The organism is Pseudomonas sp. NPDC088885, from assembly GCF_044750025.1.
GTDB lineage: Bacteria > Pseudomonadota > Gammaproteobacteria > Pseudomonadales > Pseudomonadaceae > Aquipseudomonas > Aquipseudomonas rustica.
The window spans coordinates 87,232-100,320 of record NZ_JBIVJB010000005.1 but is presented as its reverse complement, the minus strand read 5'-3'; the positions used below and the strand labels follow the sequence as shown (position 1 = coordinate 100,320).

General features: G+C 59.4%; 11 protein-coding genes and 1 pseudogene. 7 read left to right on the top strand and 5 right to left on the bottom strand.

All coding sequences use genetic code 11. The features are described 5' to 3' along the window. Positions 1-128: 128 nt before the first annotated feature. Positions 129-3,023 carry an ATP-binding protein gene (locus ACIP1X_RS05680; RefSeq protein WP_400750167.1) on the top strand — a complete coding sequence of 965 codons (2,895 nt, stop codon included), beginning with the start codon at positions 129-131 and terminating at the stop codon, positions 3,021-3,023. On the opposite strand, the gene ACIP1X_RS05675 is transcribed toward ACIP1X_RS05680, so the two are convergent. Together ACIP1X_RS05675 and ACIP1X_RS05670 are read right to left on the bottom strand one after the other, a co-directional pair. Then, on the bottom strand, positions 2,988-4,424 hold the full coding sequence (locus tag ACIP1X_RS05675) for an ATP-binding protein (protein WP_400750164.1): 1,437 nt from the start codon (positions 4,422-4,424) through the stop codon (positions 2,988-2,990). The genes ACIP1X_RS05680 and ACIP1X_RS05675 overlap by 36 nt on opposite strands. 89 nt (positions 4,425-4,513) lie before the next feature. Then, positions 4,514-5,464, bottom strand: coding sequence for a GlxA family transcriptional regulator (locus tag ACIP1X_RS05670; protein ID WP_400750161.1), 951 nt, complete (start codon positions 5,462-5,464; stop codon positions 4,514-4,516). Between the two features lie 216 nt (positions 5,465-5,680). Between ACIP1X_RS05670 and ACIP1X_RS05665 the strand changes: the two genes are divergently transcribed. After that, entirely contained in the window at positions 5,681-6,403 is a 723-nt protein-coding gene (locus tag ACIP1X_RS05665; protein WP_400750158.1) for a pirin family protein, read from the top strand. Positions 6,404-6,451: 48 nt separating this feature from the next. On the opposite strand, the gene ACIP1X_RS05660 is transcribed toward ACIP1X_RS05665, so the two are convergent. Together ACIP1X_RS05660 and ACIP1X_RS05655 are read right to left on the bottom strand one after the other, a co-directional pair. After that, positions 6,452-6,889 (bottom strand): hypothetical protein, encoded by a 438-nt coding sequence (locus ACIP1X_RS05660; RefSeq protein WP_282354515.1) that lies wholly within the window; start codon positions 6,887-6,889, stop codon positions 6,452-6,454. A 238-nt stretch (positions 6,890-7,127) separates the two neighbouring features. Beyond that, the gene (locus ACIP1X_RS05655) at positions 7,128-8,003 is read right to left on the bottom strand and encodes a LysR family transcriptional regulator (RefSeq protein WP_400750155.1); all 876 of its coding nucleotides are present in this window, start codon (positions 8,001-8,003) and stop codon (positions 7,128-7,130) included. Positions 8,004-8,114: 111 nt separating this feature from the next. Here ACIP1X_RS05655 and ACIP1X_RS05650 point away from each other — a divergent pair, with 111 nt between their 5' ends. The 4 genes and pseudogenes from ACIP1X_RS05650 (at position 8,115) to ACIP1X_RS05635 (ending at position 12,083) form a co-directional block, all read left to right on the top strand. Next, positions 8,115-9,398, top strand: a complete 1,284-nt coding sequence (locus ACIP1X_RS05650; protein WP_400750153.1) for a YbfB/YjiJ family MFS transporter — start codon at positions 8,115-8,117, stop codon at positions 9,396-9,398. Between the two features lie 61 nt (positions 9,399-9,459). Next, complete coding sequence (locus tag ACIP1X_RS05645; RefSeq protein WP_400750150.1) at positions 9,460-10,458, top strand: NAD(P)H-quinone oxidoreductase; 999 nt, start codon at positions 9,460-9,462, stop codon at positions 10,456-10,458. Between the two features lie 109 nt (positions 10,459-10,567). After that, a complete protein-coding gene (locus ACIP1X_RS05640; protein WP_400750147.1) occupies positions 10,568-11,512 on the top strand; it encodes an alpha/beta hydrolase in 945 nt (314 codons plus the stop codon). Between the two features lie 158 nt (positions 11,513-11,670). Further along, a pseudogene (locus ACIP1X_RS05635) lies at positions 11,671-12,083 on the top strand (VOC family protein). Between the two features lie 57 nt (positions 12,084-12,140). Here ACIP1X_RS05635 and ACIP1X_RS05630 read toward each other — a convergent pair. After that, the gene (locus tag ACIP1X_RS05630; protein ID WP_053119016.1) at positions 12,141-12,470 is read right to left on the bottom strand and encodes a hypothetical protein; all 330 of its coding nucleotides are present in this window, start codon (positions 12,468-12,470) and stop codon (positions 12,141-12,143) included. A 197-nt stretch (positions 12,471-12,667) separates the two neighbouring features. On the opposite strand from ACIP1X_RS05630, the gene ACIP1X_RS05625 reads away from it, so the two are divergent. Then, entirely contained in the window at positions 12,668-12,946 is a 279-nt protein-coding gene (locus ACIP1X_RS05625; RefSeq protein ID WP_400750144.1) for a hypothetical protein, read from the top strand. Positions 12,947-13,089 lie beyond the last annotated feature (143 nt).

The window sequence follows — 13,089 nt, the reverse complement described above, 5'->3', positions numbered from 1 at the left end:
CACTCACACCAGCCGTTGCACCGATGCTCAAACCTGAGGATTATGCCCGGACACCGCGAAACAGACGCCCTGCGCGCTCGCCCAGTGCTGTTTCGTCCTGTCCGCTGCAGCACCGCAGGAGTGAGTGGTTGAGTCTTCCGTCAAATCAGGCCATCGGCTTCGGCCCTTATCGGATTTACCCGGCACAACGGCTGGTGCTTGAGGGTGAGCAACCGTTGCGGCTGGGTCGCCGGGCCATGGACATTCTCCTGATTTTGCTGGCGCACGCTGGCGAAGTGGTAAGCAAGCAGGCGTTGATGGCCGGAGTGTGGCCGGACAGCGTTGTCGAAGACATCAATTTGCGCGTGCACATGGCCGCCTTGCGCAAGGCACTCGGCGATGGTCAGGCCGGTCAGCGCTACATCGTCACCGTGGCGCAGCGGGGTTACAGCTTTGTCGCACCGATTCTGCAACAGAATATCGATCAACAACCCGCTGGCACGCACGTTGGGCGACATAACCTGCCGCTGCGGCGCACACGGATGATCGGCCGCCAAATGCTGGTCGACAGCCTGATGACGCAATTGCCGCGTCAGCGCTGCATCACCTTGGTCGGCCCCGGCGGAATCGGCAAAACCACGGTTGCCCTGCGCGTTGCCGAGCAATTGATCGGGCATTATCGCGATGGCATTCGCTTGCTCGATCTGGCACCGCTGAGTGATCCGCGAATGATCTACTCGCACCTCGCCGCCCTCCTCGACACATTGCTCAACGATCACGATCCGCAGACCAGTCTGATCAACGCCCTGCGCGATCGGCAGATGCTGCTGGTGATCGACAATTGCGAGCACTTGATCGACGCCGTCGCCCTGCTCAGCGAGAGCATTTTGCGCGGCGCGCCGCAGGTGCACATTCTGGCGACCAGTCGCGAAAGCCTGCGCGCCGAGGGCGAGTATGTGCAGCGGCTGGAATCCCTCGACTGCCCGCCGGACATCGTCCACGACCGGGCGCAGGCATTGAGTTTTGCCGCGCTGCAACTGTTCGTCGAACGGGCCATGGCCGCTTGCGAAAACTTTGAAATCAGCGACGTCGAACTGCCGCTGGCGATTGAAATCTGCCGACGCCTCGACGGTATTCCGCTGGCGCTGGAGTTGGCGGCAGCGCAGATCGGCGAATTGGGATTGAGCGGTTTGTCGAAGCAGTTGCAGGGGCGTTTGCCGCCCGTGGCGCCGGACAATCAGGATCGTCACGTCACACTGCGGGCCACGCTGGACTGGAGTTTCAATTTGCTCACCGCTTGTGAGCAAACCTGCTTGCGCCGGCTGGGGGTGTTTCGCGGCGGCTTCACGCTAGAGTCCGCTGCGGCAGTCATTGGTGGCCAGCACCTAACGCCCGGTGAAGTGTTTGGCTCGATCACGCAATTGGTCGCTAAATCACTGCTGAACGTTGAAGTCGGCGATGAAGAGGTGTTCTACCGTTTGCTCGACACCACCCGCCGTTATGCCCTGGAAAAACTCTATATGTCGGGCGAGCTTGGACAGACCCGCAAGCGCCACGCGGAGCGCTGTCTGGCGCTGATGCATCAGGCGCAGAGCGCTTGGGAACACACGCCGACCACGCTGTGGATCGAGCGCTATGCGCGAGGTCTGGAAGATTTGCGCGCGGCGCTGGACTGGAGCCTGAACGGTGACGGCCCGGATGAGCTGGCGATTCGATTGGCCGCCGCTTCCGCGCCGTTATGGCAGGAACTGTCGCTGCTCAAGGAATACGGCAGTTACGTACGTCAGGCGCTGGCTTTGCTGGAGGATGCCGAAACGCCGTGTCCGCGTCTGCAAATTGCCTTGAATCTCGCACTAGGCAGCGCCTGTTATCACACTTGGGGCGGCACCCCGGAAACCATTGAGGCTTTCGCCAGTGCCACTGCGCTGGCCCATCAGCATGGCGATGTCGCCGGGCAACTGCGGGCGGTGTCGGGGCACATGGCGGTCAATCTCAGTTGTGGGCATTACCAAATGGCTCTTGAGCAGAGCGAACAATTCGATCGCCTCGGCCTGCACGGCGATCCGCTTTTGACATTAAGTACTCACCGTTTGCGCGTGCTGGCGCTGCACTACGCCGGCGACCAGACGCAGGCGCGCATCCACGCCGAACAAGTGATTCAGCGCATGGCGCAGAGCGGTCACCTCAATCGCTTCACCCACGGTTTCGGCGTGCAATACGACCAGAGCGTCGCTTCGCTGACCGTACTCGCCCGCGTGTTGTGGTTGCAGGGTTTTCCCGAACAGGCGTGGAATACGGCGCGGCAGGCGCTGGACATCGCGGTGCAGATCAATCATGGCACCTCGATTTGCTACACCCTGGCGCTGGCCACTTGTCTGATCGCGCATTACAACGGTGACCAACAGAACGCGCGGGCCTTGTTGCGTCTGCTGCTGGAGCAATCGCAGAAGCATTCGGTGCTGCTGTTTCATACGTGGGGGCGGCATTACGCGCAGGTGATTGATGCTGACACACCGACGGTTATACGGGCGGATGGTGGCGGGTTGATCCGGGAAATCATGGTGACGCTGGACAGTGGTTTTGTGGATGACGCGTTGCTGGAGCGGGCGCGCAGTGGTGCGGCGGGTTGGAGCACGGCGGAGATATTGCGGGCTCGGGCGGAGCAGCTTTTGGCTGAAGATTTGGGCTGTGAGGAAGGAAGCCTTCGCGAGCAGGCTCGCTCCCACAGAGATTTATGCCCGACGCAATGCCAATGTGGGAGCGGGCTTGCTCGCGAAGGCATTAGCCCGATCACCACAAAATCCCAAGAAGCAGAACACCTCCTGCTCCAGGCCCTGTCCATCGCCCAATCCCAAGGCGCACTGGCCTGGGAGCTACGCAGCGCCATGTCACTGGCCCAGCTCTGGCAGCAACAATCGCGCTACCACGAGGCCCTTGATCTGCTGACCCCGATCTACCAACGTTTCACCGAAGGCTACGCCACCCCGGACTTGCGCAAAGTGCGCCAGCTACTCGACAAGTTGCGCAATCAAACGCAAGCCTGAAACCCGGGATGACCGCCGCAGAAAATGTAGATGGCGATGTTCAAAATCACCGCTGATGAGTTTTGCCCGCGCGTACAACCGAGTGGTGTTGAGCATTCGATAGTGCAACGCCCCCTCCCCGCGCTTTACCGTTAGTAATGACTTCTGCACCAGTTGATCAATGATCAACTGCCCGTGTGTCTCGGCGAGCACCGCCAGCGCCGCCTCAAGCGTAAAAGCCACTTTGAACACCGACAAACGTTGCAGCACCCGCTGCTGTTGTTCGCTCAAGCGCTGATAGCTCCAGTCCAGCGCGGCTTGCAGGGTCTGATGCCTTGGCTCAGCAGTGCGCCGCCCCTGAAGCTGTAGACAATTACTCAATTGCGCCTGCAACCCCACCAGCGCCAGCGCATCGATTTGCGCTGCCGCCAGTTCTATCGCCAACGGCAAACCGTCGAGGCGCCGACAAATATCGCGTACGACCTCCAGATCCTGAAGCCGCAGGCAAAATCCCTGCTGACGTGCGCGGGCGCGGCTGACAAACAGCTGCACCGCCGAATAACCCATGGTTTCTTCGACACTGTCCAGCGCGCTCGACGGGGGAAGGCTCAGAGGTGGCAGGTGCTGCACGGTTTCCAGATCGGCTTGCAGCGCTTCGCGGCTGGTCACGAGGATCGACAAGCGCGGCGCCGCATTCAGCAGTTTCGCCACCAGAGACTTGCAGGCGTCGCGCAGATGCTCGCAGTTGTCGAGCAGCAACAGCGTATGACGACTGGCCAACGTGGCGAGATCGGTATTTAGCGTTTGCAAAACGTGATCAAACAGCGCCGTGCGATCGTCGACAAGCGCCAGATCCACCCGCCACACGCCATCGCGAAAGTGCTGCAGCAACAACTCGGCCGCGCGCAACGCCACCGTGGACTTCCCGACCCCGGCCGGCCCCGTCACGCTCATCAACCGGCACAGTGGCAGTTGCCGCACCATCGAACCGACTAACGAATCGCGGCCGGTCACCGGCGTCAGGCGTGCCGGCAGATTGTGCTGGGGCGCTTGCAGAGTTTCGAACACCACTTGCGCGGTATTGTCGCCCTGCACCGGGGCGACGAAGCTGTAGCCGCATTGCGGCACGTTGACGATGTAGCGCTGGCCATTTTCACCGTCACCCAGCGCTCGGCGCAGCGCGGCAATGTGCACGCGCAAATTGATCTCTTCGACCACCGACGTCGGCCAGACCAGCGCAATCAAGTGCTCCTTCTTGACCACTCGACCAGCGCGCTCGACCAGCACTTGCAGAATGTCCAGCGCACGCCCGCCCATGCGCAATTGCCGATCCCCTTCCAGGATCAGCCGCTGGCGCAAGTGAAACGCGTAAGGGCCAAAATGCAGCACTGACGCCGAGGTCAAATCGATGGGGCTGTTCATGCCATCATCTTGGCAGCCTCAAGTGACGGTACAACTGCCACGCGGGGCGCAACACGGACTTCCGAGTGCGCGAAACGGACAGAACCGCTCTAGCTGAACTGTTCGCGGTACTGCGCAGGGGTCAGACCGAGCTTTTCTGCAAACAGAAAACGCATATGGCGGACGCTGCCGAAACCACTTTTGTAAGCCACGGTTTTCAGCGGCAAGTCGCTGGTTTCCAGCAAATTACGCGCGCAATCGATACGCGCACTTTGCAGAAACTCCATCGGCGTCATGTCGACGTCACGGCTGAACAGGCGCGCGAAATGCCGCGCACTCATGTTCGCCAGTCCTGCCATGCGCTCGATGGTGAAAGCCTCGTCGAGGTGTTCAAGGACGTAATTCTGCACGCGGGTAATCGGCGTTTCCTGCGGCGCAACCGCTGCCATCAATGGGCTGAACTGCGCTTGACCACCTTGGCGTTTCATGACGACCAGCAACACTTTGGCGACATTCTGCGCGAGCGTCTTGCCGTGGTCTTGAGCGACTACGGCCAACGCCAGATCGATGCCCGCGGTGACCCCGCCCGAAGTGATCAAGTTGCGATCCTCGACGAAAATCTGATCGGTCGCGACGTTTGCCTTAGGGAAACCCTTGATCAGACGTTCGGTGTAATTCCAGTGAGTGGTGACGCGATAGCCGTCGAGTAACCCGGCGTGTCCCAGCACAAAGGCGCCGGTACAGATTGACCCGTAGCGCTCGGCCCGAGTGACCGCGCCCTTCAACCAATTGAGCAACGGCGGAGACTTGTCGTTGTAGGCACCGGGGCCGCCCGGCACCAACAGCAAGTCGTAGTACTCGTCTGTCTGCTCAATATGGCGGTCGGCGTGTACCAACACGCCATTTGAAGCGCGCAGGGGGCCGGGCTCGGTACCCAGAGTGGTCAATTGGTAATGTGCTTCAGCCTTCAAAAAGCGGTTGGCGACCGAAAAAACTTCCAGCGGCCCAGCCATGTCCAGCAGAAGAAAGTCGGGGAACAGCACCATTGCCACGGTTTTCATGGAGGATTTCACTGAGTTCAAAGAAAGACGCACCGGATACGCGAGGCATTATGGCCAACTGCAGCGCAGACGTCGGAAAAAATGCGTGAACCACCGCGCAAAACTGTCAACCTGATCAGGACAGTCTTTCAATTTTCACCTACTTATTGCACTCGGCAATTACCAGTAACCTTCTTCTCACTCGGACGAATTAACGTCCCGTAAGGAGATTTCATCATGCTGACTCTTCGCAAAGCCTCCGATCGTGGCCTCGCCAATCATGGCTGGTTGAAGTCGTTCCACACCTTTTCCTTCGCCAGCTACCGCGACCCGCGTGAACAGGGTTTCTCTGACCTGCTGGTGATCAACGATGACCGCGTTGCTGCCGGTAAGGGTTTCGGCCAACACCCGCACCGCGACATGGAGATTTTTTCCTACGTGCTGGAAGGCGCGCTGGAACACAAAGACACCTTGGGCACCGGTTCGGTCATCCGCCCCGGCGATGTGCAACTGATGAGCGCCGGCAGCGGCGTGGCGCACAGCGAGTTCAACCACTCGACGACCAAACCGGTGCACTTCCTGCAAATCTGGATCGTGCCGGAAGTCAGTGGTGCTAAACCGCGTTATCAGCAGGAGCACTTCAGCGCCGAGAAAAAACGCGGTCGCCTGCAACTGATCATCTCGCCGGACGGCAAAGATGGATCGCTGAAAGTGCGCCAGGATGCGCGAGTGTATGCCGGCCTGTTCGATGGCAAGGAAAGCGCCACACTGAAACTGGCCGCTGACCGTTATGCTTACGTGCATGTGGCACGAGGCAGCGTTGAACTCAATGGCGTGCAATTGCAGGAAGGCGATGGTGTGCGGGTTCGTGACGAACAGGCACTGACCTTGAGCAATGGCGTAGACGCCGAGGTGCTGGTGTTTGACTTGCGGCCGCAGGAATTGCCGCAGATGCCCTGAGCAGTATTTCAACGCCAACAGAAACGGCCTTCTTTTGAAGGCCGTTTTTCATTGGGGTGGTACCGGTATTTGCAACGAGGCCGGCTTTTGCACGCTGATGTCTTTGCCCAGTTGAATTGCTGCGAGCGTAGTCTGCAGGGTAGTCAGCACGGCGGCTTGATTGGCGAAGTGCGCGGCCACAACGATGGTGATCACTCCGAAAAAATGTACGGCAGTCGCTGCCCAGTAATTAGCCTTCACAGTCGAGGCCTGTTTGATGGCTTCTTTCGACTCTTCGGCGATTTTTTGCACTCCGGCCCACATCAAATCATAGCGTTTATCGCGCTCTGCTTGAGTCTGATCCCGCTCCAATCGAGTATTGTCCCGCTCGGCCTGGGCCGAAAGAAAGGCATCGAATCTCGCCGACACACCCTCAAGCCGAGCATCCATTCTGGCTTCTATGGTTTCTATCTTCGCATTGAATTCTTCGCGACTGATTGCACTCATGGTTTGGGTATTCCGACCTTGTCTCGACAGGTCACTGATTAAGTTTTGACTGAATTCCGTAGTTTTCAATTCGACACCTTCCTGGGTCTACCGATACCGTCCCTGGTACTTCACATCAGTGCGACCCTTTGGCCTCTCACCGAGCTGTCGTAACGATAGAACTCGCCCAGTCGGCTGACAAGCCAGCCGATTCTGCCTGTTTTGTAGGCCGTTTCGTCAGAAGACGTAGCCCTTGCATCTAGTCATTCTCAGCTGCAAACACGTCGACAATCTGCTCGATCACCGCCCTCACCCGCGCGGTATGGCGCAGATCCGCGTGGGTTACCAGCCACACGTCGTAAGGTAACGGTCGAGTACGTTCGGGCCAGAGCCTGACCAGACCATCGCGCTCGCCCATGTACACGGGAATTTCTCCTACACCGAGACCGGCCGCCATTGCCCGGCGCACCAACAGGCTAGAGCCGAGGCCGGCAACAATCCGCCCGCGAGTCATCGGTTCAGAGACCAGCGTCAGGTCTTTGTTGCCCTGCAAATACGGCTGATAGACCACCAGATCATGCCCCTCGAACGCCGAGCCCGGTTGCGGAATGCCCTTGGCATCGACGTACGCTTGCGAAGCGAACAAACCCACCGGCCATCGGGCAATCCGCCGGGCGATCAGATCCGGATTGTCCGGCCGCGTGTTGCGCACGGCGATGTCCGCCTCGCGCTTGGCCAGGCTGAGAATCTGCGTGGACGCGTCCAGTTGCACGCGTACGTCCGGGTGCAACTCGTGCAGGCGGGCAATGGCCGGAATCAGAAAATCGATGGCCAGCGAATCGGTGGTGCTGACGCGCACATTGCCGGTCAGGCGATCGTCGAGCCCCTGAATCTGTCGCTCAAGCTCCAGCGCCGAATGCTCCATCTTCTCCACGTTCTTCAGCGCGGCCTCACCCACCGCCGTCAACGCGTAACCGTCGGAGGTGCGCAGGAACAACGTCGCACTCAGGGACTTTTCCAGCGCAGTGATGCGTCGCCCTACTGTCGCTTGATCAACTCCCAGCACCCGCGCTGCGCCGCGTAACGTCGACTCGCGACAAACCGCGAGAAACACCCGCGCATCATCCCAATTCATGCTGTCTCCTGATGATGCAAATTTGCATCAGTGCGCCGCTTAATCGCTGCGCGAATGCAGCAACGATAGCCGATATCCTCAGCGCCATATACCTTCCTCGAGATCGCTCTCATGCGTACTTCATCACCTACCGGCCTGTGGCTGCCGATCTTCGCCGGACTCTGCGCCAGCCTGGTCAGCATCGGGCTGGCGCGGTTTGCTTACACACCGCTGATTCCTGCGCTGATTCAAGCGCAATGGTTTTCTGCCAACGACGTCGTGTACCTCGGCGCCGCCAACCTTGTCGGCTATTTGATCGGTGCCCTGCTCGGCCGTCCTGTGGCGCGGCAACTTGGCAACAAAAATGCGCTGCGCCTGATGATGTTCGCGGTAACTGCGGCATTTTTCGCCTGTGCCTATCCGCTGTCAGTGAGCTGGTTTTTCGGCTGGCGACTGCTGTCGGGGATTGCCGGTGGCGCGATCATGGTGCTGGTGGCTGCGACCGTGCTGCCGCATGTGCCGGCCGCGCGCAAAGGGCTGGCCAGTGGCGCGATTTTTCTGGGGATCGGTTTGGGCATCGCCGGCTCGGGGACGATTGTGCCGCCGCTGTTGAGTTTGGGTCTGCAGGCGACTTGGCTGGGGCTCGGCACTTTGTCGCTGGTACTGACGGCATTTAGCTGGTTCGGCTGGCCTGCGGATCTGCCGCAGCCGACCGCCTCACATGATGTGGCGGCGACTCAAGCGACTCCGCCCGGCGTTTATCTGCTGTTCGCTCAATACGCCTTCATGGCGGCGGGTCTGGTGCCGGCGATGGTTTTTCTGGTGGATTACGTGGCGCGTGGACTCAATGCCGGGGCGCATGTCGGCGCGTTGGTGTGGGTGATGTATGGCGTGGGCGCGATTGTCGGGCCGGTGAGTTATGGCTTTCTGGCGGATCGATTCGGCGCACGTAAAAGTATTCGGCTGGTGCTCGTCGTGCAGGCGATCCCGCTGGGGCTGCTGGCGGTTTCGCATTCCTTTCTGGCACTGGCGCTGCTCGCGGTGATTCTCGGTTCATTCCCGCCGGGCATCGTGCCGCTGGCCCTGGCTCGGGTGCATGAACTGGTGCCGAATCATCATCGCCAGCAAATCGCCTGGAGCCGCGCCACGGTGTCGTTTGCCACGTTTCAGGCGTTGGCCGGGTTTGCCTATTCGGCGCTGTTCAATGCCACGGGCGGCCATCACGCGTTGCTGTTTGTGATTGCTGCTGGCGCGATTGCGCTGGCGCTCATCCTTGAGCTAGCCATGAACTTATGGACACGCACAAAACAATGTGGGAGCGGGCTTGCTCGCGAAAGCGGTGTGTCTGGCACCACTGCATCGACTGTCCCGACGCCTTCGCGAGCAAGCCCGCTCCCACAGGGAGGTTGTGATTGACTGGAATCTTTGCAGCGTACTGACCTCCCATCTACATATCCGTTTACCGAGAGGAATTAGCATGTCTTTGCCTAACGAAATGACCCAAATTCAAATCACCGAACCCGGTGGCCCGGAAGTCCTGCAACCCAAACGCGTACCGTTGCCAGTCGCCGCTGAAGGCCAAGTACTGATCCGCGTACACGCCGCCGGCGTAAACCGTCCGGATGCCTTACAACGTGCCGGCAAATACCCGATGAAGCCAGGCATGGATCCGATTCCCGGGCTCGAAGTGGCCGGTGAAGTCGTGGCGCTGGGCGCCGGCGTCAGCCAGTTTGCCGTGGGCGACCGGGTGTGCGCGTTGACCAACGGCAGCGGCTACGGCGAGTACTGCGCGGTTCCAGCAGGCCAGACCTTGCCGATTCCCGACGGCATCGACTGGATTCAAGCGGCAGCGATCCCGGAAACCTTCTTCACCGTGTGGGCCAATCTGTTCGTGCTCGGGGCCGCCAGCCGTAGTCAACGCGTGCTGATTCACGGCGGCACCAGCGGCATCGGTACCACCGCGCTGATGCTCTGCCGCGAATTCGGCATCGAAACCTTTGCCACCGCCGGTAGCGCTGACAAATGCGCGGCAATCAGCAAACTCGGCGGCCAGCCGATCAACTATCGCGAAGAGGATTTCGCCGCGGTGATCGCCGAGAAGACCGAGGGCAAAGGCGTGAATGCGATTCTCGACATCATGGGTGGCTCGTACCTCAACGGTAATGTCAGCGCGCTGGCGATGGACGGCAGGTTGGTGATGCTCGGCTTCCTCGGCGGCGCCCGTGCCAATGACTTCGATCTGCTAGCAATGATGGCCAAACGTGCGGTGATCACCGGTTCGCTGCTGCGCGCCCGCACTGCGGCGGAAAAAGCCGAGATCGCCAGCCAACTGCGCGAGCACATCTGGCCAGCACTGGCTGGCGGGCGCTGCCTGCCGATCATCGACAAGGTCTACCCGCTCGCCGACGCGGCCCAGGCCCACGCGCACATGGAGGCCGGCGACCATATCGGCAAAATCGTGTTGCAGGTGATTTAAGCCGTTGCAGCATTTTGTAATCGTTGCCCACGGGCGCTGGTCGAAATTGTCACGCGCAGACCGAGGGTTCTGGTAAAAAGCGTTCTTTGTCTGCGTGGTGAAACGTTTAATGTTCCAGTCCTTCATGACTCGTCTGCGACGCCGCCGTCTGGCGTTCGCCTGCATGGCCGCGCTGATTATCGGCGTGCCAACGAGTTGTGCCGTGCTCGAACACACCGAACGCAAACTGCTGTTTCGCATCGAACCGGGCACGGCCGGCTGGTATCACGGCTTGCCCGGCAGCGTGCAGGAACTCGACCTGCAACCAAAGAGCTTCAAGGCCGGGCAAAACATTCACGCGTGGTGGTGGCCGGCGGAAAAAGCCAATGCTCCAGCCATTCTCTATTTGCACGGCGTGCGCTGGAACCTGACTGGGCAGTTGTTCCGCATTGAGCAATTGCGCGCAGCGGGTTACTCGGTGCTGGCCATCGACTATCGCGGTTTCGGCCAGAGCCACGGTGATCTGCCGTCGGAAAGCAGCGTTTACGAAGATGCCCGCGTCGCCTGGGAGCGCTTCAAACTGCTGCAACCGGATCCGAACAAACGCCTGATTTACGGCCATTCTCTTGGCGGCGCAGTGGCGATCGATCTGGCTGCGAAACTTGGCCAGGACGCCGAGCGTAATCACACACCGCTGCCGGTTCGTGGATTGGTGATTGAATCGACCTTCACCACACTGGCGGACGTCGCCGCGTCTGTGGCCAACACCTCGCTACCGGTGCGCTGGTTGCTCTCGCAGAAATTCGATTCGATCGACAAGATCGCCGACATTCATATGCCTTTGCTGGTCGTACACGGTCTGGCCGACGCTTTCGTGCCACCGCGTTTCAGTGAGCAACTGTTCAACGCAGCGCAACAACCCAAGCGCCTTTTGTTGGTGCCAGGAGCAACGCACAACAACAGCATGGCGCTCGGCGGTCAAAGTTATCGCAAAGCGCTGGACAGCCTGATGCAATCCAAACCCGCTCCCCGCATGGCCGGGCCTGCTTTGTTAAAAAGCTCGGGCGATTCCTGACCTGGATTCAGACGGTACTAAACCAGACGTTTTTGAGAACGAATCCATCTGGAAAACTCCGCCCTTCCTGACGTCCAACGCTTTGCTATGTTTTAACCGCCCAACGCGGAACCTGGCGAATAACCGCCGCTCTCCGCGCTACTGCCGGGAGCAGAGACATGAGAATCAACCCGTACCTGATCTTCAACGGCGACTGCCGCGAAGCGTTCACGTTTTACGAGCAAGCCTTGCAGGGAAAGCTCGAGGCGATGATGACCTTCGGCGAAACACCCGCCGCCGAGCACGTGTCCAAAGAGCATCACCATCTGGTGATTCACACCTGCCTGAAGGTCGGTGATCAGATGATCATGGCCTCGGACACCACGCCCGACCGCCCGACCCAAGGCATGAGTGGCTGCTCGATTTCATTGACGTTGACAGCATCGCCGAAGCCGAGCGCGTGTTTAACGCATTGGCCAAGGATGGTCGCGTTGATATGCCACTGGAAGCGACCTTCTGGGCCGCGCGTTTTGGCATGCTGGTCGATCGCTTCGGGGTGTCGTGGATGGTCAATTGCGAAAGCGAAAAATGACACAGACGCCTCGTCAGGCATGAAAAAGCCCAACCGGTTCAGGTTGGGCTTTTTGCGTTAACGCTGGGCCAATTCGTGGCGTATGCACTGTTCGTAATAAATTTGCTTGATCGCCGCCGGTTTGAGCTTTGAGCTGCTGTTGTAGGTCTGCTCGGTGATCCCCATCGCGGTCATGCGCATCCACGGCTGCTTAAACTTGCGCACCTGCAATTGCTTGCGCGCGCCATATAAAGAAACGCCAGACAGCTTGGACTGCTGCGCTCCGGCAGCCATGTCCGAACCCCAGGTGCAGGCAAACTGATGACTCTTGCTAATCTCTTTCGCCTCGACGGTCGAGGCAAAAGCAGCCAGGGAAAGCGTTGCAACGGTGATGGCAATCGTCCGCATATAGCCAACCTAACCTTTTGAAAAAAGGCGATTTTGACCGGATGTTTCCGATCAGGGGGCCAGCAATTTGCCGCCTATTGAGGATTTTTTCAGATTGGACATAAGGTCGGCGAGGGTTACCACTCGTCCAGCGCGATGCACCTTTAACGCCCTCGCCCTTCCAATGCGGTACATCCCCAGCGTGGAAGGCTCAGACCATGAACAAGAAAATTGCCGCCCTGTCGCTCGCCAGCCTGCTTGTGGCCAGCCCTGTTTACGTCTTGGCAAGTGAACAAAACACGGCGGGATCCGCTGCACCGCCAACCGCCATGCCGGGAGTCAATCAGTCGAAAAGCTCGAAAGCCAACGACGAAAAGGCCAGCAAAAAAGGCGAAGAATCTTCCGGCGGGAATGCCGGTGCGCAGTCCCACGAGACGGCGAAGGATGCTGCGACGTCGAGTGATTCGGAGGACATTAAGAAAGCGCCGAAACCGTAATGACAGACACAAAAAAGCCGATTTATTTAATCGGCTGTGAGTTAGCAGCGGATTTGGCACCGACCAGGACCTTGCAAGAGATTCCGTGCTGACCGCTAGAAGCCGCGGCCGACGGATCTTTCGAGGGTTCAGCGTCACTCAAT

Bases quoted from the DNA above. Each gene is read 5' to 3' on its own strand.
- ACIP1X_RS05665 (WP_400750158.1), top strand. From the start codon at position 5,681: ATGCTGACTCTTCGCAAAGCCTCCGATCGTGGCCTCGCCAATCATGGC.
- ACIP1X_RS05625 (WP_400750144.1), top strand. From the start codon at position 12,668: ATGAACAAGAAAATTGCCGCCCTGTCGCTCGCCAGCCTGCTTGTGGCC.
- ACIP1X_RS05640 (WP_400750147.1), top strand. From the start codon at position 10,568: ATGTTCCAGTCCTTCATGACTCGTCTGCGACGCCGCCGTCTGGCGTTC.
- ACIP1X_RS05670 (WP_400750161.1), bottom strand. From the start codon at position 5,464: ATGAAAACCGTGGCAATGGTGCTGTTCCCCGACTTTCTTCTGCTGGAC.
- ACIP1X_RS05655 (WP_400750155.1), bottom strand. From the start codon at position 8,003: ATGAATTGGGATGATGCGCGGGTGTTTCTCGCGGTTTGTCGCGAGTCG.
- ACIP1X_RS05645 (WP_400750150.1), top strand. From the start codon at position 9,460: ATGTCTTTGCCTAACGAAATGACCCAAATTCAAATCACCGAACCCGGT.
- ACIP1X_RS05650 (WP_400750153.1), top strand. From the start codon at position 8,115: ATGCGTACTTCATCACCTACCGGCCTGTGGCTGCCGATCTTCGCCGGA.
- ACIP1X_RS05660 (WP_282354515.1), bottom strand. From the start codon at position 6,889: ATGAGTGCAATCAGTCGCGAAGAATTCAATGCGAAGATAGAAACCATA.
- ACIP1X_RS05675 (WP_400750164.1), bottom strand. From the start codon at position 4,424: ATGAACAGCCCCATCGATTTGACCTCGGCGTCAGTGCTGCATTTTGGC.
- ACIP1X_RS05630 (WP_053119016.1), bottom strand. From the start codon at position 12,470: ATGCGGACGATTGCCATCACCGTTGCAACGCTTTCCCTGGCTGCTTTT.